21 protein-coding genes and 1 pseudogene are annotated in these 22,815 nt (G+C 66.7%); 15 read left to right on the top strand and 7 right to left on the bottom strand.

The annotated features are described in order from the left end of the window. The first annotated feature begins 65 nt into the window (after positions 1-65). Positions 66-1,295: an MFS transporter gene (locus ABD301_RS26400; protein WP_344313134.1), complete on the top strand. Its 1,230-nt coding sequence runs from the start codon at positions 66-68 to the stop codon at positions 1,293-1,295. On the opposite strand, the gene ABD301_RS26395 is transcribed toward ABD301_RS26400, so the two are convergent. Next, on the bottom strand, positions 1,261-2,664 hold the full coding sequence (locus ABD301_RS26395; protein ID WP_344313133.1) for an MFS transporter: 1,404 nt from the start codon (positions 2,662-2,664) through the stop codon (positions 1,261-1,263). The two genes, ABD301_RS26400 and ABD301_RS26395, sit on opposite strands and share 35 nt — an antisense overlap. Positions 2,665-2,730: 66 nt before the next feature. On the opposite strand from ABD301_RS26395, the gene ABD301_RS26390 reads away from it, so the two are divergent. The 3 genes and pseudogenes from ABD301_RS26390 to ABD301_RS26380 all read left to right on the top strand — a co-directional run bounded on the left by ABD301_RS26390 (position 2,731) and on the right by ABD301_RS26380 (position 5,627). Beyond that, positions 2,731-3,666 carry a LysR family transcriptional regulator gene (locus ABD301_RS26390; protein WP_344313132.1) on the top strand — a complete coding sequence of 312 codons (936 nt, stop codon included), beginning with the start codon at positions 2,731-2,733 and terminating at the stop codon, positions 3,664-3,666. 22 nt (positions 3,667-3,688) lie between these two features. Next, positions 3,689-4,707 (top strand): annotated as a pseudogene (locus tag ABD301_RS26385) (glutathione S-transferase family protein). Between the two features lie 44 nt (positions 4,708-4,751). Next, positions 4,752-5,627 (top strand): alpha/beta hydrolase family protein, encoded by an 876-nt coding sequence (locus ABD301_RS26380; protein WP_344313131.1) that lies wholly within the window; start codon positions 4,752-4,754, stop codon positions 5,625-5,627. On the opposite strand, the gene ABD301_RS26375 is transcribed toward ABD301_RS26380, so the two are convergent. After that, positions 5,624-6,583: a GNAT family N-acetyltransferase gene (locus ABD301_RS26375; RefSeq protein WP_163566734.1), complete on the bottom strand. Its 960-nt coding sequence runs from the start codon at positions 6,581-6,583 to the stop codon at positions 5,624-5,626. The two genes, ABD301_RS26380 and ABD301_RS26375, sit on opposite strands and share 4 nt — an antisense overlap. Before the next feature lie 342 nt (positions 6,584-6,925). Between ABD301_RS26375 and ABD301_RS26370 the strand changes: the two genes are divergently transcribed. Then, on the top strand, positions 6,926-7,672 hold the full coding sequence (locus tag ABD301_RS26370) for a FadR/GntR family transcriptional regulator (protein ID WP_344313130.1): 747 nt from the start codon (positions 6,926-6,928) through the stop codon (positions 7,670-7,672). A gap of 9 nt (positions 7,673-7,681) precedes the next feature. On the opposite strand, the gene ABD301_RS26365 is transcribed toward ABD301_RS26370, so the two are convergent. Continuing rightward, entirely contained in the window at positions 7,682-8,635 is a 954-nt protein-coding gene (locus ABD301_RS26365; RefSeq protein ID WP_163566735.1) for a zinc-binding dehydrogenase, read from the bottom strand. Positions 8,636-8,747: 112 nt separating this feature from the next. Next, positions 8,748-9,248 (bottom strand): Lrp/AsnC family transcriptional regulator, encoded by a 501-nt coding sequence (locus tag ABD301_RS26360; RefSeq protein ID WP_163566736.1) that lies wholly within the window; start codon positions 9,246-9,248, stop codon positions 8,748-8,750. 94 nt (positions 9,249-9,342) lie between these two features. On the opposite strand from ABD301_RS26360, the gene ABD301_RS26355 reads away from it, so the two are divergent. The 6 genes from ABD301_RS26355 to ABD301_RS26330 all read left to right on the top strand — a co-directional run bounded on the left by ABD301_RS26355 (position 9,343) and on the right by ABD301_RS26330 (position 14,551). Next, complete coding sequence (locus ABD301_RS26355; RefSeq protein WP_344313129.1) at positions 9,343-10,596, top strand: MFS transporter; 1,254 nt, start codon at positions 9,343-9,345, stop codon at positions 10,594-10,596. Between the two features lie 126 nt (positions 10,597-10,722). Then, positions 10,723-10,986 (top strand): hypothetical protein, encoded by a 264-nt coding sequence (locus ABD301_RS26350; RefSeq protein WP_344313128.1) that lies wholly within the window; start codon positions 10,723-10,725, stop codon positions 10,984-10,986. Between the two features lie 126 nt (positions 10,987-11,112). Further along, positions 11,113-11,964, top strand: coding sequence for a universal stress protein (locus ABD301_RS26345; RefSeq protein ID WP_344313127.1), 852 nt, complete (start codon positions 11,113-11,115; stop codon positions 11,962-11,964). 9 nt (positions 11,965-11,973) lie between these two features. After that, the gene (locus ABD301_RS26340; protein ID WP_163566740.1) at positions 11,974-12,153 is read left to right on the top strand and encodes a hypothetical protein; all 180 of its coding nucleotides are present in this window, start codon (positions 11,974-11,976) and stop codon (positions 12,151-12,153) included. A gap of 113 nt (positions 12,154-12,266) precedes the next feature. Continuing rightward, the gene (locus ABD301_RS26335; protein ID WP_344313126.1) at positions 12,267-13,892 is read left to right on the top strand and encodes a sensor histidine kinase; all 1,626 of its coding nucleotides are present in this window, start codon (positions 12,267-12,269) and stop codon (positions 13,890-13,892) included. After that, entirely contained in the window at positions 13,889-14,551 is a 663-nt protein-coding gene (locus ABD301_RS26330) for a response regulator (RefSeq protein WP_344313125.1), read from the top strand. Before ABD301_RS26335 ends, ABD301_RS26330 begins: the two co-directional genes overlap by 4 nt. Positions 14,552-14,556: 5 nt before the next feature. Here the strand turns inward: ABD301_RS26330 and glmS are convergent, their stop codons facing one another. From glmS to ABD301_RS26315, 3 genes are read right to left on the bottom strand one after another with little or no spacing between them, the layout of a single operon-like run. Next, positions 14,557-16,374 carry a glutamine--fructose-6-phosphate transaminase (isomerizing) gene (glmS, locus tag ABD301_RS26325; protein ID WP_344313124.1) on the bottom strand — a complete coding sequence of 606 codons (1,818 nt, stop codon included), beginning with the start codon at positions 16,372-16,374 and terminating at the stop codon, positions 14,557-14,559. Beyond that, positions 16,350-17,690, bottom strand: coding sequence for a glycosyltransferase family 2 protein (locus tag ABD301_RS26320; protein ID WP_344313123.1), 1,341 nt, complete (start codon positions 17,688-17,690; stop codon positions 16,350-16,352). Before ABD301_RS26320 ends, glmS begins: the two co-directional genes overlap by 25 nt. Further along, positions 17,683-17,865 carry a hypothetical protein gene (locus ABD301_RS26315; RefSeq protein WP_163566741.1) on the bottom strand — a complete coding sequence of 61 codons (183 nt, stop codon included), beginning with the start codon at positions 17,863-17,865 and terminating at the stop codon, positions 17,683-17,685. Before ABD301_RS26315 ends, ABD301_RS26320 begins: the two co-directional genes overlap by 8 nt. Positions 17,866-18,218: 353 nt before the next feature. Between ABD301_RS26315 and wecB the strand changes: the two genes are divergently transcribed. The 4 genes from wecB (at position 18,219) to ABD301_RS26295 (ending at position 22,775) form a co-directional block, all read left to right on the top strand. Continuing rightward, entirely contained in the window at positions 18,219-19,496 is a 1,278-nt protein-coding gene (gene wecB, locus ABD301_RS26310; RefSeq protein WP_344313122.1) for a non-hydrolyzing UDP-N-acetylglucosamine 2-epimerase, read from the top strand. Positions 19,497-19,537: 41 nt separating this feature from the next. Then, positions 19,538-21,364, top strand: coding sequence for a DUF2334 domain-containing protein (locus ABD301_RS26305; RefSeq protein ID WP_344313121.1), 1,827 nt, complete (start codon positions 19,538-19,540; stop codon positions 21,362-21,364). Positions 21,365-21,435: 71 nt separating this feature from the next. Beyond that, positions 21,436-22,074 carry a hypothetical protein gene (locus ABD301_RS26300; RefSeq protein WP_163566742.1) on the top strand — a complete coding sequence of 213 codons (639 nt, stop codon included), beginning with the start codon at positions 21,436-21,438 and terminating at the stop codon, positions 22,072-22,074. Continuing rightward, positions 22,071-22,775: a LamG domain-containing protein gene (locus ABD301_RS26295; RefSeq protein WP_344313120.1), complete on the top strand. Its 705-nt coding sequence runs from the start codon at positions 22,071-22,073 to the stop codon at positions 22,773-22,775. Before ABD301_RS26300 ends, ABD301_RS26295 begins: the two co-directional genes overlap by 4 nt. The last annotated feature ends 40 nt before the right edge of the window (positions 22,776-22,815 follow it).

Genomic DNA, 22,815 nt, shown 5'->3' with positions numbered 1-22,815 from the left:
CGGTTAATCCCATGCACCGGGATAATCCGCGGGGGTTTTCCTGGTTCTGGTGATAGACAGGGTTCATGGCACAGGTGGACCAGGCGAACGACACGGCGACGACGGTGAACGACCACTGGAAGCGCAATCTTGTCGTGTGTCTTGTCGGTTCCTTCACCACGATTGTCGCGATGACTTTGTTGCTGCCGTCTTTGCCGCTCTATGTTGAACAACTCGGCGTTCGCGGGCACGCGGCGATCGTGCAGTGGTCGGGCATCGCGTACAGTGCCACTTTTCTGACGGCCGCGCTGACCGCGCCGATTTGGGGCATGCTCGCGGATCGGTACGGGCGCAAATCCATGCTGATCAGGGCCAGCCTCGGCATGGCGATCGTGATCTCGCTGATTGGGCTGTCGCAGAATATCTGGCAGTTGGTCGGGCTCCGACTGCTGGTCGGTCTGGTCGGCGGTTATGCCTCCGGATCGACGATCATGGTCGCCGCGCAGACCCCGAAATCCCGGACGGCCTGGGCCCTGGGGGTGCTGTCCGGTGGCGTGATGGCCGGCAACATCGCCGGTCCATTGATCGGTGGGGTGGCAGCGGCCACTATCGGTATTCGGCAGGGGTTCTTCGCGGCCGGCGGACTGATCTTCCTTACGTTTCTGGCGACCTGCTTTCTGCTGAAGGAAAAGCGCGTCGTCCGCGCGGCGAAAAATCCGGGCGTACGAGTAAAACTGTGGTCGGAGATCACCCGTCCAGGCCAGGTGATCGTGCTGCTGGGCACCGCGAGCCTGCTGATGTTCGCGACCATGTCCATCGAGCCGATTATCACGGTTTTCGTACAGCAACTGACCGGCAGTACGGCCAATCTGGCCACCATTTCCGGAATAATCATGGCGGTCGGCGCCGCCGGCAGCATTCTCTCGGCCCCGCGGTTGGGACGGCTGGCGGATCGTGTCGGGCATATTACCGTCATCATCGGCTGCCTGCTGGCCGCCGGCGTCCTGCTGTTCGCCCAAGCCGCCGCCACAAACATCTATGAGCTCGGAGTTCTGCGGCTCCTGATGGGCTTCTGCCTTGGTGGTCTGCTGCCCTGTATTGCCGCCGCTATTCGGCATCGGGTGCCGAACTCGGCGGTCGGTCAGGTGCTCGGCTACAGCGTTTCCGCCCAGTATGCGGGCCAGGTCCTCGGCCCGATCCTGGGCGGCCTGGTCGGCGGCCACCTGGGGATGCGGACGGTTTTCGTGGCCACTGCGGTGATTCTGCTCGCGGGTGCCGCTCTCACCTTCTTCTCTCGCCGGAAAGTGCCAGCCTAGGCTGCCGTACGGCGTCGCCGGCGGTGCGGTGCAGGCGAGCGGCGCCGATCGTAGCCAGGAGCGGGATGACCGCGAGGACACCAAAAGCGACGGTGTAGGCGGCCGCCGGACCGACCAACGTGTTGCCCAGGCTCAGCGCGACGGTCGCGACCGCGACACTCAGGCCGGCTGCCGTTTGCTGGGTGGTCGCGAGCAGCGTGTTCGCGTCGCGCAAGTGGTCCGGCGGGGTGTCGCTGAAGGCCATGGTGGAATAGCCGGTCAGTCCGACCGAGCGAGCGACACCGCTAAGGAGCGCCACCAAGGCGATCAGCGCGACGGGCGTGTCCGCGGTCAGGAAACAACACGCGATCACAGTGGCGGTTAGGCCAACTGTCGAGGCCAGCAGCAGCGTACGAAAGCCGAAACGGTTGAGCAGGTAAGTCGTCGCAGGTTTGATGCCAATGTTGCCGACGAAAACGAAAAGCACGATCGCGCCGGACTTGACCGGGCTCCAGTGGAAGATTTCCTGGAAAAGCAACGGAAGCAGGAAAGGCACCGCGCCGGCGGTCAGCCAGAACAGCGCCCCGCCGGTGACGGACGCTCGGAAAGTCCTGACCTGGAGCGTACCCAGATTGATCAGCGGAGCGGCGGTTTTCAGCAGGTGCCGCACCGCGATCGCGCCGGCCACCGCGGAAACCGCGATGATCGCCACCACCAGCGGCACCGCGGCATGCGGCTCGGACAGCAGATGCGCCGCGTACGTGAGGCCGCCCAGCGCCACCCCGGTGAGGACGACGCCACCGGTGTCCAGCCGGCCGGGCCGCGGGCCGGCGGTGGTGGTGATCAGTCGCCAGGCGACGAAAAACGCTCCGATGCCGAGCGGGATGTTGAGCAGGAACATCCACTGCCAGGTCGCGTACGTGGTGATGATCCCGCCCAGCAGGGGCGCGGCGACCGGCGCCACCAGGCCGGGCCAGACGATGTAGGACATGATCCGCGGGATGTCCGGTTTCCGGGTCTTGGACAGTACGACCAGGCGTCCGACCGGCACCATCATCGCGCCGCCGGCTCCTTGCAGGACGCGCATGGCCACCAGGACACCGAGACTCGTACTGGCGGCGCAGGCGACCGACGCGAGGGTGAAGATCGCGATAGCGGACAGGAACACCGGGCGCGCACCAAAGCGCGCGGTCAGCCAGCCACTGAGCGGGATCAGCACCGCGAGGGTCAGCAGGTACGCGGTGATGACGAGACCGACGGCGGTCGGCGGCACTCCCAGCGCGGTGCCGATCCGCGGCGCCGCGGTCGACACGATGGTGCCGTCCAGGTTCTCCATAAAGAAGCAGCCGGCGACCAGGAGAGCGGTCGCGCGGTGGCGTGAATCAATCATGGATCTAGACTCGCTGACACCACTACTGCGCACTAGTTCCGATATGTACAGTCAGGATTGCGCCCGATGCAACTGCCAGACATGAACCTGCTTCCGGCGCTGGACGCGTTGCTTCGGGAGGCGAGCGTCACCGGCGCGGCCGCCCAGCTCAGCGTGTCCGCGTCCGCGATGAGTCGCACCCTGAGCCGGCTCCGCCGGGTGGTCGGCGATCCCCTGCTCGTGCCGTCCGGGCGTGGTCTGACGCTGACCCCGCGGGCCTGCGAGCTGCGGCCGCGGGTGGAGGCCGCGCTGGCCGGTGCGATGGCCGCGCTGCAGCCGCGCTGGGAGGTCGCCATGGCGGACGTACGGCGGGATTTCGCGATCCGGACGAACGACGCGGTCGCGATTGGCGTCGGGGCGGCGCTCAGCGGGTATGCGGCGCGGGAGGCTCCGGGCGTTCGGCTGCGGATCCTGCCGGAGGGCGACGAGAATCCGGTTGACCTGCGGGATCGGATCGACCTGGACATTGGGGCGCTGCCGGACCTGCCGCACGACGTACGCAGCAGCGACCTTGGCGAGCACCACATCGTGGCCGTCGCGCGGGCTGGCACGTCGTACGCGAAGGATCCTTTGACAGTGGCCCGGTTCGCTGAGATTCCGCACGTCACGGTGTCTCGCCGCGGCCGCATGCACAGTGTTGTCGACGAGGTGCTGGCTGCTCAAAACCTCAGCCGCCGGGTGCTGGCCACCGTTCCGACAGCGAGTGCGGCCTGTTTCTTCGCGCTGGAATCGGACGTGCTGGCGCTGGTGTCGTCGGAATTCGCCGTACGGGCGGCGGCCGCCATGCCGTTGGTCGTGATGGACATCCCGCTCGACCTGCCGACCGTACGGCTCAGCCAGGCCTGGCACCTGCGGTTGGACGCCGATCCCGCGCATCGATGGTTGCGGGAGACGGTCGCGAGGATCGTTCGGCAGAGTGCCCCGAACAGTGCCCCAGACCAAGCGACCTCGGTGTCCGGCTGACGTCTCTGCGTACGATTGGGCCATGGCCGACGGTGAGTACGAGCGGGACCAGACCTATCTCCGAACGCGCATCACCGCCGACGGGCGGGACGGTTTTCCGGTGGAGCCTGGGCGTTATCGGTTGGTCGTCGCGCGCGCTTGCCCGTAGGCGAACAGGGCCGCGATCGTCCGCCGGCTGCTCGGCCTGGAAGACGCGCTGTCGCTGGCGATGGCCGGGCCGACGCACGACGAACGGAGCTGGAGTTTCGACCTCGACCCGGGCGGCCGCGATCCGGTGCTAGGGCGCGTCTCCTCATCCACCTGGAATGAGGAGACACGCCCTGGGCATCGAGCGGCTGCAGGAGGCGTTCTTCGCCAGGGATCCGCACTACCGCAAGGGAATCACCGTGCCGGCGATCGTGGACGTGCCGACCGGCCAGGTGGGTGACCAACGACTTCGCCCAGATAACACTGGATCTTTCCAGCGAATGGACCGCTTTTCAGCGACCGGGCGCGCCGGCTCTCTATCCGGAGCCGCTCCGCGAAGAGATCGACGAAGTCGCCGGGAAGGTGTTCACCGACGTCAACAACGGCGTTTATCAGTGCGGTTTTGCCAGCACACAAAAGGCATACGAGGAGGCGTATGACAAACTCTTCGCACGTTTGGACTGGTTGTCCGAGCGCCTCACCGACCAGCGCTATCTCGTCGGGGACACCATTACCGAGGCCGATGTGCGGCTTTTCACCACGTTGGCAAGGTTCGACGCCGTGTATCACGGCCATTTCAAGTGTAACCGGCAGAAACTCGCCGAGATGCCGGTTCTGTGGGCGTACGCGCGAGATTTGTTCCAGACTCCGGGCTTCGGTGACACCATTGATTTCGAGCAGATCAAACAGCACTATTACGAGGTCCATCTGACCATCAATCCGACCGGGATCGTCCCGGTCGGGCCGGACGTGTCGACCTGGGCGACTCCGCACCACCGCGAACGCCTCTGCGGCCGCCCGTTCGGCGACGGCACGCCACCGAGACCGCCGCCCGAACCTGAGCGAGTGGGCTGAAACCCATCCGGACGGGGGCCGATGACGAACGTCTGGGTGTGCGGATGACACGTCGATCGGCGCTGCGGTCTTTTCTCAGCGCCGCCCTGTTAGCTCCCACGGCCGGCTGCACGGTCGCGTCGGCCACCCGCTCGCCGGGGGTGCCCACGGCCGTACCGCTGCGCTATGGACCCGATCCGTCGCAGGTCCTTGACCTGCACCTTCCGGCTGGTACGAGCCGATCACTGCCGGTCGTGGTGGTCATCCACGGTGGCTACTGGAGCGACGCGTACGGCAAGGACCTCGGCGACCCGCTCGCGGTCGACCTGGCCAATCGCGGCTATGCGGCGGTGAACATCGAATACCGCCGGCTAGGCAGCGGCGGTGGGTGGCCGGCGACCCTCACGGACGTGGCTGCCGCCATCGACAGCCTGGACACCGTCGTACGACCGGCCGCCCACGACCGCCTCGACCTGACCCGGGTGGTCGCGCTCGGCCACTCGGCCGGCGGCCAGCTGGCCGTGTGGGCCGCCGCCCGACCGGGTTTTCCTTCGTCCGCACCAGGTTCTGGCCCGAAGGTGCGGCTGCGGGCGGCGATCAGCCAGGCCGGCGTGGTCGATCTGATCACCGGCGCCCACCAGCAGCTCGGCGGGGGAGCGGTGCAGGCGTTGCTCGGCGGCTCTCCGGAGGCGGTCCCCGAGCGGTACACGCTGGCGTCCCCGTCCGAACGAATCCCGGTCGGGGTGCCGATTTCGTTGGTGCACGGGGACATTGACAGCATCGTGCCGATCGAGCAAAGCGAGCGCTATGCCGCCAAGGCCCAGGCAGCCGGCGACAAAGTCACTTTCGTGAAGGTGTCAGACGCAGACCATTTCGCCATGATTAACCCCAAAACACCGGCCTGGCAGCGGTGTGTCGAACAGTTGGGCCGGCTGATTTAGGCGAGCGTGAAGCGGCGCTGCCAGGCGTCGATGACCAGGACCGTACGCATGCCGACGCTGGTGTAGAGGCCGAGCGCCGGAGTCACGTTGTTGGCGTCGACGTGCAAAATCGTGCCCTTTCGGCCGCGTGCGGCATCTGCCGCGAAGGCGGTCACCAGCAGCAGCCGGCCGAGTCCGAGGCCGCGGTATTTCGGCCGTACGCCCAAAGTCGCGACATAACCGCAGTCCTCGTCCTCGACGAACAGGTCGCTGCCGATGACGACCGCGGCGGGCTCGTCGTCGAGCCGGGCCACTTGCAGCTGCGTCCAGTCATGGGTGCTGGAGGACTCGTGGTGGGCGTACCAGCGCTCGTACGGGATCGGGACGAAGTCGTGGTGGTCGGCGAAGGACTCCTGGTGGATCAGGTACGCCTCGCGGCGGGCCCGGTCCGTGGTGCCGTCGTGCAGGGTGCAGCCGGGCGGCGGTTCGGGCGCCGCGCCGGTGTCGTTGAAAGCTGTGCCCTCGAAGTCGATCCGCTGCCGGTGATAGCTGGTGGAGGGGCTGAAGCCGTGCCGCTGCGCGAACGCGCGTTTGGTGTCGTCCGCGCGGTGAATGCCCACGTCGACCAGGCCGCCTGGGTGCCCCAGCTCGGTGGCAATTTCGCCGGCCCTGTCCTGCACGGCCGTCCAGAGGAGGTCGGCGACCTCGGCGTCGCCCATCCGGGCATTCACCTCGGCCAGGAAAATGTCACTGCCGCCCTTGCTGTGGACCATCGCGTGGCCGACCAGCTGACCAGCCGCGTCACGTACCAGCCAGCCGTCCTTGGTCAGGTCGAACTCGGCCGAGGCCAGGTCGTCGACCACGTCCGCAAGGGCCACATCCGGTGCGCCGAGCACGGCGGTGTCGTACGCGGCGATGAGGTCATAAATCTCGTGGGCGTTGTCGGGCGTGGGCCGGCTGACGGTGTACTTGTCCATGACCTCGATTCTGCTGAATTCCGGTGCCGGCCGCCGCTCAATTTTGGCCGCCGGCAGCGACCTCCTCGTCCTGGGGAATCGGGTGGAAACATCGAAAGAGATGCTCCGCGTCGCCGTCGGAAGTGTCCTGCTGGGGAGCCGGCATTTCGTTGGCGCAGGTGGCATCCGCGCCCAACGTGCCGCTGTAGCGCAGGGAGTCGCGGCGGCTGACGGGTTCGGGACAGGCACGGGTGTCTCTCCTACGGGATCATTTCTGGCATCAGATGTCCCACATCCCATGTCCAACGGTTAGGGTGGAGGCTAGGACGGCTCGTTGCCGGGGTCAAGAGGGGGTGCGGTCAGATGACGGCGAGGTTTCCCGATGCGCGTACGGACGGGACCGCGGCGCGGCGGCACCGGGTCGGCCGGGCGGTTGAGGTGCAGGAAGCGGTCAAACAGATCATTCTGGACCGTCGACTGGGCGCCGGTGATCCGCTGCCCACCGAGTTCGAGCTGATGGAGTCGCTCGGTGCCGGCCGGAACTCGGTCCGGGAGGCGCTGAAGGCCCTGCAGGCCGTCGGCATCGTGGAAATCCGGCACGGTTTCGGCATGTTCGTCGGCGAGATGACACTCAGCGGCCTGGTGGACGAACTCACCTTTCACAGCAGGATGACGCTGCCGGAGGGGGCCGCCCAGCTCGGGCACCTGATGGAGATCCGCGAGGTGCTCGAGGTCGGACTCGTACGGCGGCTTATCGAGCGGCATCCGGACGCGGATCTGGCGCCGGTCACCGAGGTCATCGACCGGATGGCGGCCGAAGCGCTGGCCGGAGCGGTGTCGGCGCAGACCGACCGGCTCTTCCACGAGGTGCTCTACCGGCCCCTCGGTAACCCGTTGGTCGGCCAGCTGCTCGGCGCCTTTTGGGACGTTTACTACCAGTTACGGGACCATCTCGGCGCCCCGCACGAGACGCCGGCCGGGGTCGTTCGGCGGCACCGCGACATCTATCTCGCGGTGGTCGCCGCCGACGGACCGGCCGCGGCGGTCGCGATGCGGGCACATTTCGACAGCATCCGGACCCGGCTGGCCCGGTTGCGGCAACAAGGGTGACGCGGGACTTCAGATGCGCAGCAGGACCTTGCCGACGTTCGTACGTTCCTGCAGCGCCCGATGCGCCTGGGCGACATCATCCAGCGCGTACACCTGCCCGACCACTGGCGTGATCAGACCAGCCGCCGCGTCCGCGAGCGCGCGCTTGGTGAAACGTACGGCCTCCGCGGCCGTGACCTGCGCTTCCGCGATGCCAGTGAGCGTGATGTTCCGCTCCCGAGCGCGTTCGGGATCAGCGGCGGTGAAACTGCCGGCCGGCGTACCGTGCGCGGAGAACCGGCCGCCGGCCGCGACGATTTCGAAGGCCGCCTGTCCGAGCGGTCCGCCAGCGCCGTCGAAGACCACGGCTGGCTGGTCAAGGTGGTCGGTCCAGCCCGGCTCGGAGTAGTCGACGGCGGCACCCGCGCCCCACTTCGTCACCATTTCCAGCTTCGCCGCCCCGCGGGCCGCGCCGATGACGTGGGCGCCGGCATTCCTGGCGAGTTGGACGAGCAGGATGCCCAGCCCGCCGGCGGCCGCGACCACCAGCACGGTCTCGCCCTCGTGAATGCCGACCTTCTCCCGCAGCGCGTACGCGGTGAGGCCGTCGTGCAGCAGCGACGCCGCGTCACGCTCATCCAGCCCAACCGGGACCTCGACCAGTATCGCCGCGTCTACCAGCGCCTTTTCGGCGTACCCGCCCCAGTTCTTGGTCCGGCTGGCGACCGACCGGCCGATCAGACCGGGGTCGACCCCGGCACCGACCGCGGCCACCGTGCCGGCGATCGCACCGCCGGGAACGTACGGCGGACGCAGCGGGAAATACTCTTGGCCGGCACCGCCTCGCAGCGTGGTGTCGAGAAAAATGATGTCCGCGTACGACACCTGAACAACCGCTTCGCCGGGACCTGGAACCGGCTCCGGCACATCGGTGCTGACCAGCACCTCCGGGCCGCCGAACTCCGTCACCTGGATGGCGCGCATGGCATCTCTCTTCGCTCGTTGAGGCTTCAGTCTTCAACCTCAAGCAAGTCTGAGGTCATGCCCAACGCTCGACGTCCTACGGCGCAGCCGAGGTGGCCAGCTGCGGCATCCCTCACCCCCATCCCTCCGGCTCGGTCACCGGGCGAGCGTCGGCGGCCGGCTGGTCGAGGGTGTGGCGCTCGTATTGAGTGGACAGCACGATGTACGTACGCAGTTCGCCGTGCTCGCCGAGTTGTTCTTGAAATCCCTCGAAATGTCGCAATGACGCGGCGCGCACTTTCAGCATCGCGCAGGCGTCGCCACTGAGCTTGTGGATTTCCACGATTTCCGGGAAATCTGCGGCCTTACCGGTTTTGAGCAGACACCGGCCGTGTGTGCAGCGGATCTGGATGAAAGCGGCCAGCGGGACGCCGGCCCTGGCCGGATCGAGCCGGGCCTGGTATCCGGTGATCACGCCGGTTTCCTCCAGTCGGCGGACCCGTTCGGCGACCGCGGGCGAGGACAAGTTCACCCGGCGGGCGAGCTGGTTGTACGACAGTCGGCCGTCCTCCTGCAGCTCACGCAGGATGTGCCAGTCCACGTCGTCCAGCGGTCGGTTCGGCTGCAAGGTCATCCGGGCCAAACTCCTTCCGATCGATAACCAGAATAGCGCTAACGCCTTTCGCTAGCCCTTCTTGAGAAAGCCTGTGCCTTTTTAGTCTGAGAACATGAAAATTCCCGGACGTACGGCTGGGCCGCGGCGACGGACCTTCGCCGCGTTGTTCGCCGGTGTCGTGCTGATAAATGCCGCGATGTCGACCACCAGCGCGGCCGGCACCCTGGTCTTCGCGACGGTGGCCGGCGCCGGCTGGGGTGGCGCGCCGAGCGCCGCCGCGGTCGCTGGTACGGCGGTGGGCGCGATCGCGCTGACGGCGGTGACCGCGCGGCGCGGCCGGCGTACCAGCTTGCTCGCCGGGTACGCGGCTGGCGTGCTCGGAGCGGTGTTGGCCCTGGTCGGCGTGTGCTGGCCGGCACCGATCGCCTTGCTGGTCGGGATGTTCCTGCTCGGGATGGCGAACGCCGGCGCGCTGCTGTCGCGGTATGCGGCCGCCGAGTGGTACGCACCAGAGCGTCGCGGGTTCGTGTTGGGCGCGATCGTGTGGGCCGGTGCGATCGGGGCGGTCGGCGGCCCGCTGTTGCTGGCACCGTTGGCGCGGCTGGTGGGCGGTGCCGGGTGGCCGCCGCTGGCCGGCGCCTTCGTGCTGGCGGTGCTCGCGACCGCCGGCGCGGTAGCGGCCGCGCTGGTAGTGGCGTACCGGCCGCCACCGGTGCCGACGGTGACACTTTTCGGCACTGGTACGCCCATCCATCGGTTGCTGGGCCAGCCGCACGTGAAGGTCGCGATGGCGAGCATGCTGACGGCCCAGGTGGTGATGGTGGCGATCATGACCGCGGCGCCGCTGGACATGCACATGCATGGCGATGGTTTGGGTTTGGTGGGCATGGTTTTGAGCGTGCACACCTTCGGGATGTTCGCGCTGGCACCGCTTTCGGGGTGGCTGACGGACCGTTTTGGTGGCGCACGGGTGATCGCGGCCAGCCTGGTGACCCTTGCCGCGTCCGCGCTCTTGGTGGTCACCAGCACCGTCGAGGGCTGGCCTGGGCTGCCGATTTCGTTGTTCCTGCTGGGATACGGGTGGAATCTGGCATTTGTCGGCGGCAGCGGCCTGCTGGTCCGAGGCCGGGTCCAAGCGGACCAGGCCCGGGTGGAAGGCCTGGTCGAGGCCATTTCGTGGGGCGCCGCGGCGATCGCCACCCTGGGCTCCACCGGAGTGCTCGCGGCCGGCGGATATGTGTTGCTTTCGCCACTGGCCGCCGCGTTGTTGATTGTTCCGGCGGCATTTCTGCTGTTGTTTCAACCGCAAATGGTCCGTACCATCAAGACCTCTCAAGATCGCGGCCAGCAAACAAAAACCGAATAGGCTGTAACGCGGTGACCGAATGGTCGGGGGCCTGGATGTCTGGTGCTATCCGGGCGCCCGAACGGCGCAGGTCTCCGGCTGTTCCGGTGAAGCGACAGGGACTTGCGCCCGGTGATGATGGATGCTGTGCGTGTCGTAGAGGTGTGGTGGAACGCTCTGGAAGAACCGGATTCCCGATGGCTGCGGCTGGTCGAGGACTCCGGTCGCTGGGGCGTGTTGCTCAGCGCGACACACCAGGCGGACCAGGACGACAGTGTGGATCACGACGACCTGGGCCTCTGGGTGTCCCGCGACGAGGATGAGGCCCGGGAGCGGCTGCGTTACCTGCTCGATGCCTGCCCCGCCCCGCATGGCTGGCGGCTCGCCGAGGTGGACTCCTTCCGCAAATAACGGCTGATCGTACGCGACCGAAAGTGCCGTGTACGCAGTGCCCAAAGGCCCTCCTGGAACAGGCGTTTGCACCCTGCTGCCAGGGATTTCTCTTCCGTACGGTCAAAGGATCGGTGGGAGGGGGATGTGGTGGCGGACCGTAACCCGGTGGTGGTCGGGGTGGACTCGGCCGCCCATCAGTTGGCGGCGGTCGGCTGGGGTGCGACCGAGGCGGTCAGCCGCGGGGCGGAGCTGCGGCTGGTCCGCAACGCGCCGCCGGAGCTGGCCAGCGCGGCATTGTCGACGAATCCGCATAGCGACCGGCATATCGCCCGGGCCGCGCGGCATTTGCTGGCGAACGCGCAGGCGTACGCGCTGGCCGTGGCGCCGAGTGTACGAGTCTCGACGGTGCTGCCGGAGGGGTCGGCGATCCGCCACCTCGAGGCCGCGATCGGGACGCCGTCCCTGGTGGTTGTCGGCCAGCCGGACAGAGATCGGCTGGGCGGTTCACAGTTTGCGTCCACCGGGCTCGCGCTGATGGGTTGTACGACGTGCCCAGCGGTGGTGGTGCGGACCAAGGCGGACTGGCGGCGCCCGTCGGACGCGCCGGTGGTGATCGGGCTGGACGACGACTTTCCGCCCGGTGTCACCGAAGACGTGCTGGAGTTCGGCTTTCAGTCCGCGCTGCGAACAAAAGCGCCGCTGGTGGCGGTCGAAGCCGGTGAGAACCACGAAACCACCGCGAGACTGCGGGCTTGCTGGCGCCAATATCCGGATATCCGGGTGTGCCGCCATATTGTCGGGGATCACACCAGCCGGGCCTTGATCGACTGGACACGCAGTGCCCGGCTGCTCGTGCTGGGGTGTCACCGGGAGGACGATCTCGGCCTGCTGACACCAGGAGCGGCGACTCGTACGTCCGTCGACTTCGCGCGCTGCCCGACCGTTCTGGTCAGGAGTCGTACCAAAAATGGCGCTCTTCAGAAGGATATGCGTTGAGGAGATAGGATGTTCTGGATCGCTCTCATGGTGGCCGCCGGCCTCTTCGCCGTGCTGGCATTGGTCTGGACATATCTGGACGGCGCCCGCAGATTTGACCGTACGATCGCGCAAACCCCGGATCGCCAGGAGAATGTTGGGAAAACGTCGGCCTCGGCGGCATCTCGCCGGCACCGCCGAGGTGCCTGATTAGCTGGACATTCACGTCCCACGGTCACCAAGTCGCCACTACCTGCTGCACAGGTTCGTTCCGCCTGCCAGACTGACATCTTCGCGGGACCGGTGATCAGGGGCGGTGTCTCATGAGCGAGCCCAGCGTGCACCATCTGGTGGACGCCGTCGCGGGCGTGGTGGGCGAGGATGACCTTCCAGACCTGTTAAGGAAAGTGGTCGACAGCGCGCGGGCGCTGGTGTCCGCGCGGTTTGGCGGCTTGGGCGTGCTGGCCCCGGACGGGAGTCTCGCCGAGTTCATTCATTCCGGTGCGGACTACCGGATGGGCACCTTCGAGGCCGAGCTCGGAAACACGTTGGACCATCCCACCATTGCAGGGTTCCCGCCGGCCCATCCGCTGTTGGAATCCCCGCTGGTCGTGCCGGTCACCACCGGCGACAGTGTCTTCGGAAATCTTTACCTGGCCGCGAAAACCGACGGCACCGCGTTCACCTCGGCTGATCAGGCCATGATGGGGATGTTCGCGACGGCGGCCGGCTCGGCCATCCAGTGCGCGCTCCGGCGCGCCGACCTCGATCGTCGTGAGCAGTGGCTGGAGGCGTCCCATCTGGTGACCACGGCCATGTTGGCCGGCAAGGGCCCGTCGATGGCGATGCGGTTGATCGCCGAGCGGGCCCGGAAGGTGGCCGGTGCACCGGCCGCGGCGATCACCCGGCCGAATGCCGCCCGCACCGAGCTGATCTTCGAGATCGTCGATCTGGGTGTCGATCTGGGCGTGCCGGTGCTGGGCATCACCGTGCCGATCGAGGGCAGCTCGACGGGGCTGGCGTTCACCACCGGCCGGCGGGTTCTCGTACGTGGTTATGGCGGCCACGTCGTCGCCAAGGAAGCGGCGGCCCGTGCGCGCCTGCCTACGGCGGTCACCGACCTTGACTCGGCCGTCTGCATTCCGCTGGTGGCCGGCGACGAGCCGATCGGTGTCCTCACCGTCGCCCGGTTCAGCGGTCAGCAGCCGTTCACCGAGCGGGAAGCGGACCTCGCCGAGATGTTCGCCAACGACGCCGCGCTCGCGGTTGAGTTCGCCCGCGCCGAGGACGACCGGCGCCGGCTCGCCGTGCTGGAGGACCGTGACCGGATCGCCCGCGACCTGCACGACTTGGTGATCCAGCGGCTGTTCGCGATCGGGCTCGGGCTGGAAGGGATCAGCAAACTCATCATGCGCCCGGAGGTGGCCGCCCGGATGACCGGTTTCGTCCGCGACATCGATCGGACCATGGACGACCTGCGGGCCAGTATCTTCTCGTTGCAGGAATCGGTACGCCGGCCGGACAGCCTGCGGTCCGAGCTGCTGCGGCTGGCTCTGGAGGCGGCCGCGGTGCTCGGCTTCGAGCCGCGACTGGATTTCGACGGCCCGGTCGACTCGGTGGTGCTCGCGGACGTACGTGCCGACCTCATCGCCGCGCTGCGGGAGGCGCTGACCAACATCGCGCGGCACGCCGGCGCCACCGCCGTGCTGGTGGAGGTGTCGGTGGACCGCGCCGGGCAGCACCTGACTATGGTCGTCGACGACAACGGGGTGGGAATTCCCGAGCAGCGGCACCGCAGCAGCGGCCTCGCCAACCTGGCTGATCGCGCCGCGAGGCACGGCGGGGACTTCTCCGCGACCCAGGTGCCGGCCGGCGGCACCCGGGTGGTCTGGACCGCGGCGATTCCCAGCACCACACCGGCACTGGCCACCCGAGGGCGGAATTCATGACGATTTCGGTGTTCCTGCTGGACGATCACGACGTCGTACGCACCGGCCTGCGGATGGTGTTGGAAGCCGAGCCGGATTTGCGGGTGACCGGCGAGGCGGGCACCGCGGCCGAGGCACTGGCCCGGGTGCCGGCGGTGAGACCAGATGTCGCGATTTTGGACGTACGGCTGCCGGACGGCGAGGGCATCAGCGTCTGCCGGGAGATCCGCAGCAGTGTCACGCCACCGCCAGCCTGTTTGATGCTTACGTCCTTTTCCGACGATGACGCGCTTTTCGGCGCGATCATGGCGGGAGCGGCTGGCTACATCCTGAAGAAGGTTTCCGGAAACGACCTGGTTTCCGCGGTGCGTACGGTCGCGGCCGGCGGCTCGCTGCTGGACTCGCACCTGACCACGTCGGTGCTGCGGATGCTGCGCGGCGAGGATGGCCCGGCGGATCCGCGCTATGACCTGCTGAGCCCGCAGGAGCGCCGGGTGCTGGACCTGATCGCGGACGGACTGAGCAACCGGCAGATCGGCGCGAGCCTGCATCTTGCCGAGAAGACCGTGAAAAACTACGTTTCCTCGCTGTTGCACAAACTGGGTTTCGCGAGGCGTACGGAGGCGGCCGTCTACGCGGCCCGGCGTCACCACCCGAAAAACGGCGACGCCTGGGGGTAAATCTGCTATTCGACGGTCACGCTCTTGGCGAGGTTGCGCGGCCGGTCGACTTCCCGGCCGAGTTCTTTGGCCCACGCCCACGCGAACACCTGCAGGGCCACCGAGGACAGCAGCGGGTCGAGCTGTGGTTCGCCGGATGGCACCCGGATGACCTCGTCGCAAAGCCCGGCTGGTAGGTCGGCTGAGGTCACCGCGATGACCGGGCCGCCGCGGGCCTTGATCTCCTCGACAGTGGAGATGTTGCGGGGGAGCAGGTCGTCATCCGGAATCACCGCGACGGTGGGCATTTGCGGGGTAATCAGTGCGAGCGGGCCGTGCTTGAGCTCGCCGGCCTGATAGGCCTCGGCATGCAGGTACGAGATTTCCTTGAGTTTCTGGGCGCCCTCCCGGGCCACTGGCCAGCCGCGTACTCGGCCGACATAGAATAGGTGGCGGGCGTCCCGATAGCGCCGGACGATCGCGGTGATGTGGTCCTCCTGCTTCAAAACTGTCTCGATCTGACCCGGGAGTTGGCGCAACGCGCCGATCAGGCGTTCCGCGCGGGCCGCCGGCAGGTCCCGGACCCGGCCCAGCTTCAAGCCCATCAAAGCGAAGGCGACCACCATCGTGGTGAAGGACTTGGTGGCCGCTACCGAGACCTCCGGCCCCGCGTGCAGGAAAACCCCGGCGCCGCAGGCCCGGGCGATGCTGCTGCTGGCATTGTTGACCGCACCGACCACGGTGGCGCCTTTGCGCTGTAGCTCGCGGACAGCGGCGAGCGTGTCATGCGTTTCGCCGGATTGGCTGACCGCTACGTAAAGCGTGTCGGGGTCGACAATCGGGTTCCGGTAACGAAATTCCGAGGCTGGCTCGGCGTCGGCCGGAATGCGGGCCAGCTCCTCCACCAGGTTCGCGCCGATTTGGCCGGCATAGTAAGCGGAACCGCAGCCGACGAAGGTGACGCGCTGGATCTTGCGACAGTCCCGTGGTTCCAGCCGCAGGCCGTCCAACCGGGCGGTCGCCGCCGCGTCGTCCAGCCGACCTCGGGTGCACCGGTCCACCGCTTCGACCTGTTCGTGCATTTCCTTGTGCATGAAGTCGGAGTGCTCGCCGAGTTCGTAATCCTCTTCGGGCGCTTCGATGACGGTCGGCATTTTGGTGGTACGCCGGTCGTCCAGGGTGCCGGTGCGAAACTCGTCGGCTCGTACGACCGCGATTTCGTCGTCGTCGAGATAGACCACCCGCTGGGTGTAGCGCACCAGTGCGGCGGTGTCGGACGCGACGATCATTTCCCGGTCACCGATGCCCAGCACCACCGGACTGCCGCGCCGGGCGGCGACGATCTCGCCGGGCCGCTGGGCATCGAGCACCAGCAACCCAAAAGTGCCCTGGACCTGCCGCAGAGCCTCCCGGACGGCACTTTCGAGGGTGTCAGCCGAGCTGAGGGCGACAAGGTGCGCCAGCACCTCGCTATCGGTCTCGGACATCAGCCGTACGCCGGCGCGTACCAGCCGGGCCCGCAGGTCGGTGGCGTTGTCCAACACTCCATTGTGGACAACCGCGATCCGGCCGCTGTTGTCGGTGTGCGGATGGGCGTTCGCGTCGGTGGGCGCGCCGTGGGTGGCCCAGCGGGTGTGCGCGATGCCGACGGTGGCCGGTGGATCGGTGGGCATCAGTCGGCGTAATTGCACGACGCGGCCGGCCGTGCGGTGCACTTCGAGGCGCTGATTTTCCACCAGCGCGACTCCGGCCGAGTCATATCCGCGGTATTCCAGCCGCTGCAGCCCGTCCAGCAGGACGGGGGCGGCCGCGCGATAACCTACGTAACCGACGATTCCGCACATGAGACCGCGTTCCCTTCGTTGCCAACGTCTTTGTCGTCTTCTTCGACCAGCCGCTCGGTCTTGGCCCACGAGTTGCGTCCGGTGAGGTGCCGGCCCAGAGCCCGCCAGGTGGCCGCGATCCCGATCACCAGGAAACCCGGATAGGCGAGGCCCACCAGCAGGGTCCGACCGAGCGGCTCGTCGGCGTTCTGGATCCGATGTACCAGACCCCAGACCACGCCTGGGAAAATCAGCGCGGCCAACCAGATCGCGATCGACAGCGGCCCGGAAGGGCCAGTCGCCACGAAACCGTCGAAGTCATAGCCGGTGGCCAGGCCCGCGGCGGTCAGTGCGGCAAGGCCGAGCACCAACAGCGACACCGGCGCGATCAGCCACGGCGCCAACAGATAGTAAAGAAATTCCAGCAGTGCCAGCGACGACACTGTGGGAGTGCCGATTAGTTTTGGTACGTAACGCAAACACTGCAGGTTCCCCTGGGCCCAACGGGCCCGCTGGCGGACCATTCGGCTGACGTCGACCAGGCCCTGTTGGGTGATGGTCGCCTTGCTGGCGTACCGAATCCGGTGGCCGGCCAAATGCATGCGCAAACCCAACTCCAGATCCTCGACCAGGCACGAGGACCAGGGCGCGTCGCCGAGGGTGGCGAGACTGCGTAACCGGACGAACTGGCCGTTGCCGCCCAATTCCGCGCTGCCCACGCTGTCCCGGAGAATTTGCGAAGCGTTCGCTATACAGCTGAATTCGAGATCTTGCAGGAATGCCAGCAGTCGATCTCGGTTGTGAATGCGTACGCGGGACTGAACACCGCCGACCGCGGGATCCGCGAAATAGCTGGCCACCTCGCCGAGCATGCCGGACACCCCGCGACCGTCGCCGTCGATAACTCCGACAATGAGACGGTCGAAGATGCCCTCGCGGCGCGCGGTGTCGCGGATAAATGTGTAGGCCGCATTCAGCGCTTCACCTTTGCCCTTACGGGCATTTGGTGGTTCACGCCGAAGGACATAAAGGCGTGGATCGTCAATGGTGGCAAGAACTTCCGGTGTCCGGTCGTCTGAACCGTCGTCCACGACGAGCACCCGGACTGGTGTTCTCGGTTCCTCGAGAGCGAGCGCGGCTCGTACTGTGGCGGCCACCACACGCTCTTCGTTCAGGGCCGGAACGACGATCCAGAAAGGGACGGAATTGCCGTTGTGGTCGGAAATCGCCGCCGGCCGCGGCCGCCACCAGGTAAATATCGCGAGGACGAGGTTGTAACACGGCCACAACAGCAGTAGGACGAGCATCAAGCTCGCCCAGTTCGTGCTGTCACGCACGATGTGCCCCCTCTCGGCGTATTGCCACCAGCTGGAACCAAACCCGGCGCGCGAACAGCAACATCGCCAACACCAGAAGCAGTTCTCCGAGCACGCCCAGTGCGCTTTCGCCGAAGTACGAGATGCCGATGATGCCGGCGGCCACCGAGACATTCCCAGTGCGGCAGAAAGACATGACGAATCTCCGTTGGTCTCGTACTTTTGTTTGGCTGTGCGGCACTTTTTCCTGAGCGGCTGACCGAAAGGCGGATATCCGGCCGTTTTCAGGGCAGCGGCGAGTAGCCCCCCGCGGGGAACCATAGCTTCGATGTCACGTCTTGGAAACAGGACTAGTCAAATAGAGCCGTTGGTCCTACCGGGCTCGCCGGATCGGCCACTGTTCGAATGAGCTCCCGACTGTGAGGCTGTGCGCCGGGGGCTGGTAGCGCTTGCACGGAGGAGATTTCCTCTCCAGGCAGAGCGAAGGCGACAAAGACATCAGGTCGACAGCGGCCGTTCGCCGAATGCTGCCCGGAATGGAGTTTATTCGTGCAAGCGAAAGTGCAGATTCACAGTGTTGGGGGCAACACCGCTGGGCTGCCGGAGATTTTCCTGGTGGCCGGCACCAGGCCCGAGTCGATCAAGCTGGCGCCGGTCGCCGCGGCGATCCGCCGAACCGGACGAATGCGACCAGTCATGGTCGCTTCCGGGCAACATCCGACCATGGTGCCCCAAGCACTTGAGGCATTCGATCTCATTCCGGACCACACCCTTTCGGTCAACCGCCAATCGGGGACCCAGGCCGAGTTGTGCGGCCAGTTGATGTCGGAGCTGGACGGTTTGCTGGAAACCCGACAGCCGGCCGCGGTGGTGGTTCAAGGGGACACCACCACTACCTTGGCCGGTGCATTGGGGGCGTTCTGGCGGCGAATTCCGGTCGTTCACCTGGAAGCGGGCCTGCGTTCGTACGATCTCACCTCGCCCTTTCCCGAAGAGGCAAATCGCAAGCTGGTCGGTCAGGTGGCGGCGCTGCATTTAACGCCGACAGCGGTGGCGGCCGCGAACCTGGCTGCGGAGGGAATTGCCAGCGAACGCGTGTTGACCGTCGGAAACACGGTTGTCGATGCGGTCCTGGAGGTCGCCGGTAAATGCCGCCCCTATCAGGACAGCCGGTTGGCCGCGGTCGATGCGGAAGTGCGTGCCGGCCGTCGCCGGCTGGTGCTCGTCACCGTGCACCGGCGCGAGTCGTGGGGCGAGCCGATGGAACGGGTGCTGCGTGCGGTGGCGGAGATCGTGCTGACCCATCCCGATATCGAGGTGGTGTTGCCGGCGCATCCGAATCCGGCGGTTTTCGGGCAGGTTCAGGAGATTCTCGGCCAGCTCGACCGGATCACCGTGACCGAGCCATTGAGTTATTCAGATCTTGCCCGGGTGCTGTCGGTGGCCACCCTGGTTTTGTCGGACTCCGGCGGAATTCAGGAGGAGGCTCCGAGTTTCGGGGTGCCGGTGCTGGTTCTACGGGACGTGACCGAGCGCATGGAAGCGGTCGACGCGGGGTGTGCGCGGTTGGTGGGTACGGACCGGCCGCTGATCGTCGCGCAGGCGCATCGGCTGTTGACCGATGAAACGGCCCGGCAGTCGATGGCCGCGGTCGGGAACCCGTTCGGCGACGGGCTCGCCGCCGAACGTACCGAACAGGCGCTCGGCTGGCTGATTGGCCTACAGGCCGAACGGCCGGCGGATTTCACGTCCCTCACAGGAAAAGACACGGCGGCCGGACAGGGCCTCGATGGTGGCGTCGCGATGGACGCGCAGGCAGTGGCCTGAATCCATCGGGCCGCGTACGCAACTCACGGAGAGAAGCAGAGATGAAAGGCATCGTCCGGAAACACCGGGTAGCGATCGGCATCGTCGCGATGAGCGCGGTCGCGCTGATGGTGACCACGCTGACCGGAGCCAACGCGTCGGCGACCGCCGACCGGAAAACAACGCCGGCGGCGCCGTCCGGCCAGGAGACCACCCAGTCACTGCCGGCCCCACCCCGCCCAGCTGCGGTAAAGCCGGCCACTGCAAATCCCATCCCCAAGCGGTCGAACCAGCCGCGGCTGGCCGTTCATCCGGCCGCTTTCGGCGCTGGGAAGGCTCAGGTGGCCACTGCGGCGGCGACCGCGGCCACCACGTCCGGCGGCGCGGCCCCTGGCGCCAGTACGACGCAGAAGACACTGATTCTTTATGACAGCACCGGACAGTGGGGCTGGCTGGGGGAGGCGTACGCGGTCAACGCCGCGAACCTGGTTTCCCATGGCAGCCCGTACGTGATGCAGCCGGTCAGCAAATACACGGCCGGCCAGATGGCCGCCTACACCGGTGTCATCTACATCGGCTCGACGTACGACGAGCCGGTGCCGTTGGCATTCCTGGACGACGTGCTCAGCGGTAGCCGGCCGGTGTTGTGGATGAACGACAACATCTGGCAGTTGACCGCGCGGGCCGCCGACTTCGGCACGCAGTACGGCTGGAACTGGCAGCAGTTCGACTTCGCCACCACACCCATCGTCACGTACAAAGGCGTTGCCCTGCAACGGGATCCCCTCGCCGCGCCGTCGGGGCTGCTGGCCACCACGGTGCTGGACCCCACCAAGGCGACTGTCCTCGCGACCGCGACCCGGACCGACGGCAGCACCTTGCCGTGGGCGATCCGGGGCGGGAATCTGACCTATATCGGGGAGATACCGTTCAGCTACGTCGGTTCGACGGACCGGTATTTCGCCGCCGCCGACCTGGTGGGCCAGATCGCGAACCCGGCGCAGGTCAGCCGCAAACGCGCGTTGGTACGGATCGAGGACGTGAGCGCGGACGACGATCCCGCCCAGCTGCGGCAGGTCGCGGACTACCTGTTCGCGCAAGGTGTGCCTTTCAGCGTCGCGGTCATTCCGCAGTACAAGGACCCGAACGGTTACTACAACAACGGAAAAGCCGTGAACAAGTCGCTCCTGCAGGTGCCGGCGCTGATTTCGGCGCTGCGGTACATGCAGTCCAAGGGCGGCACGATCATCATGCACGGCTATACCCATCAGTATTCGAACGTGGCCAATCCGTACGACGCGGTGAGCGCGGACGACTTCGAGTTCTACCGCTCGCACATCGACGCGTCCAACAACGTCGTCTATGACGGTCCGGTCGCTGGTGACTCGGCTTCCTGGGCGCAGGGCCGGATCACGTCCGCGAAGCTGAACTTCCTGCTCGCCGGGCTGAGCCAGCCGACGATCTTCGAACCGCCGCACTACGCCGCCTCGGCGGCGGACTACCAGGCTTTCCAGCAGACATTCGGAAAGCGCTACGACCGCGGACTCTATTTCGGCGGCTACTGTCCGAACGGCGCCTGCGGCACCGGTACGCCCGACTACACCAAGATCTATGGGCAGTATTTCCCGTACCTGGTGAAGGACATCTACGGCTCGACGGTCATTCCCGAGGACCTGGGCAACATCGAGCCGGTGCCGTTGAACAATCACCCGGCGCGGCTGCCGGCCGACATCCTGGCCAGCGCGGCGGGCATGAGCGTGGTCACTGACGGTGTGCAGAGTTTCTTCTACCACCCGTATTTGGGCACCAGTTACCTGCAGCAAATCGTGCCCGGTATCAAGGGCATGGGCTACCAGTTCGTCTCACCGGCTACTGTTCTTGCCGGGTGACCCACACGTGTCGCCGGGCGTGGCCGAGGGGGCCACGTCCGGCGACCGTTCGTCGATGACGGGGGCTGGGAATGCTTGATCGCCGGTGGATCGCCGGGTGTGCCGTCGTCGCGATGACGGCGGCCGCCGTGCATGGATGCCAGCGGGACGGCCAGGAGTCCTCCGGTGGCTGGAAAGTCACCACCTACTACACGGCCGTGGAGTCGTTGCACCAGGACGATCCACGGCAGGTGACCGGCTGCCCGAAGCTGGAATGCGACAACGGGCACGATGATCTTGGCTCTTATCCGGCCGATTTCGTGCAGGCGGTCCAGGACGAAGGAGCCGGCCGGATTACCACCGGTCCGCACGCCGGCCGCTATCTCAACTGGTCGTCCGGATCCGGATACTGGCTGGACACCGCCGCACGGGACACCCACGGCCGGCCGTTGCGGCCGTTCGTCACCGCGGCCGCGGATGGTTTTCCGGATGGCACCCCGATAAGGCTGGCTGGCTGCGGTCGGCAGGAGGATGGTACGACCGTGCCGGCAACCATCTGCCGGCGGCTTTCCTTGGCGCGCTGGAAGATCTTGGACGCTTTCACGCCGGGCCTGGGCGGCAAACGTCATGTCGACCTCTATCTCGGCGAGGAAACCGGACCCGACTTCACCTCCGCGCCGATCTACACGACGCTGGTGGATGCGGACGTACGCACCGGCGCCGGCAAATGACCTGCTGGGGCCGGTGGGCAGCAGGCCTGGCCTGGTTACTGCTGCTGGCTGTGGTGCCGGCGGCTGGAGCGCAGCTGCCCTTCCAGGAAAGCTGGGACCAGTTGCCGCTGTCGTCCTATGTGGACGGCGGCCGGATCGGCCCGTTGTGGGTGGACGCCTGGAACGGCGGTGGCACCGGCCAGATCGCCACCGCACCCGGGCACGGCCGGGTGTTGCAGCTCGCGCCGCCGTTCACCAGCAATTCCGCCACGCATTCGGCGTTGGCGCTGTCGGACGGGGTTTTCGGACATTCCGACTCGGCGGTGCAGGTGCGTACGCTCCGGCAGGTGAAAAGCCAACCCAATCCCTGGGAGGTGGGGTGGCTGCTGGTCGACTACCACCTGGACCACTGTGGAAACAAGGTTTTCTACTACCTGCTCTTGAAGCAGGTCAGTGGCTGGGAACTGGGCAAGACGTATTCGGACGGCCAATGTGGTTTCCGGCAACAGTTTCTGGCCACTGGCGCCGGGACCTTTCCGCTGGGCCAGTGGTACACGGCGCGGATCAAGATCTCCGGCGACCAGTTGTCTGCCTACGATGGAACGCGGTTGCTGGGCACCGCGGTGGATGACGGCGCCAAGGGCGGTTTCTACCGCAGTGGGCGGATCGGGTTCTACACCGAGGACGCGGTCGTCCAGTTCGACGAGGTGACAGTGCATTAGCGCAATATATTTGGTTTGTATGTGTCGGTCCCATACTCCG

The organism is Fodinicola feengrottensis, from assembly GCF_039530045.1.
GTDB classification, from domain to species: Bacteria; Actinomycetota; Actinomycetes; order Mycobacteriales; family HKI-0501; genus Fodinicola; species Fodinicola feengrottensis.
This window is presented reverse-complemented; position numbering and strand designations above follow the sequence as displayed.

Excerpts from the sequence above, each read along its gene's own strand:
- ABD301_RS26400 (WP_344313134.1), top strand. The coding sequence starts at position 66 with ATGGCACAGGTGGACCAGGCGAACGACACGGCGACGACGGTGAACGAC.
- ABD301_RS26295 (WP_344313120.1), top strand. The coding sequence starts at position 22,071 with ATGACCTGCTGGGGCCGGTGGGCAGCAGGCCTGGCCTGGTTACTGCTG.
- glmS (WP_344313124.1), bottom strand. The coding sequence starts at position 16,374 with ATGTGCGGAATCGTCGGTTACGTAGGTTATCGCGCGGCCGCCCCCGTC.
- ABD301_RS26395 (WP_344313133.1), bottom strand. The coding sequence starts at position 2,664 with ATGATTGATTCACGCCACCGCGCGACCGCTCTCCTGGTCGCCGGCTGC.
- ABD301_RS26370 (WP_344313130.1), top strand. The coding sequence starts at position 6,926 with ATGACGGCGAGGTTTCCCGATGCGCGTACGGACGGGACCGCGGCGCGG.
- ABD301_RS26305 (WP_344313121.1), top strand. The coding sequence starts at position 19,538 with ATGAAAGGCATCGTCCGGAAACACCGGGTAGCGATCGGCATCGTCGCG.
- ABD301_RS26365 (WP_163566735.1), bottom strand. The coding sequence starts at position 8,635 with ATGCGCGCCATCCAGGTGACGGAGTTCGGCGGCCCGGAGGTGCTGGTC.
- ABD301_RS26330 (WP_344313125.1), top strand. The coding sequence starts at position 13,889 with ATGACGATTTCGGTGTTCCTGCTGGACGATCACGACGTCGTACGCACC.
- ABD301_RS26390 (WP_344313132.1), top strand. The coding sequence starts at position 2,731 with ATGCAACTGCCAGACATGAACCTGCTTCCGGCGCTGGACGCGTTGCTT.
- ABD301_RS26340 (WP_163566740.1), top strand. The coding sequence starts at position 11,974 with ATGTTCTGGATCGCTCTCATGGTGGCCGCCGGCCTCTTCGCCGTGCTG.
- ABD301_RS26360 (WP_163566736.1), bottom strand. The coding sequence starts at position 9,248 with ATGACCTTGCAGCCGAACCGACCGCTGGACGACGTGGACTGGCACATC.
- ABD301_RS26335 (WP_344313126.1), top strand. The coding sequence starts at position 12,267 with ATGAGCGAGCCCAGCGTGCACCATCTGGTGGACGCCGTCGCGGGCGTG.
- ABD301_RS26375 (WP_163566734.1), bottom strand. The coding sequence starts at position 6,583 with ATGGACAAGTACACCGTCAGCCGGCCCACGCCCGACAACGCCCACGAG.
- ABD301_RS26300 (WP_163566742.1), top strand. The coding sequence starts at position 21,436 with ATGCTTGATCGCCGGTGGATCGCCGGGTGTGCCGTCGTCGCGATGACG.
- ABD301_RS26315 (WP_163566741.1), bottom strand. The coding sequence starts at position 17,865 with ATGTCTTTCTGCCGCACTGGGAATGTCTCGGTGGCCGCCGGCATCATC.
- ABD301_RS26380 (WP_344313131.1), top strand. The coding sequence starts at position 4,752 with ATGACACGTCGATCGGCGCTGCGGTCTTTTCTCAGCGCCGCCCTGTTA.
- ABD301_RS26355 (WP_344313129.1), top strand. The coding sequence starts at position 9,343 with ATGAAAATTCCCGGACGTACGGCTGGGCCGCGGCGACGGACCTTCGCC.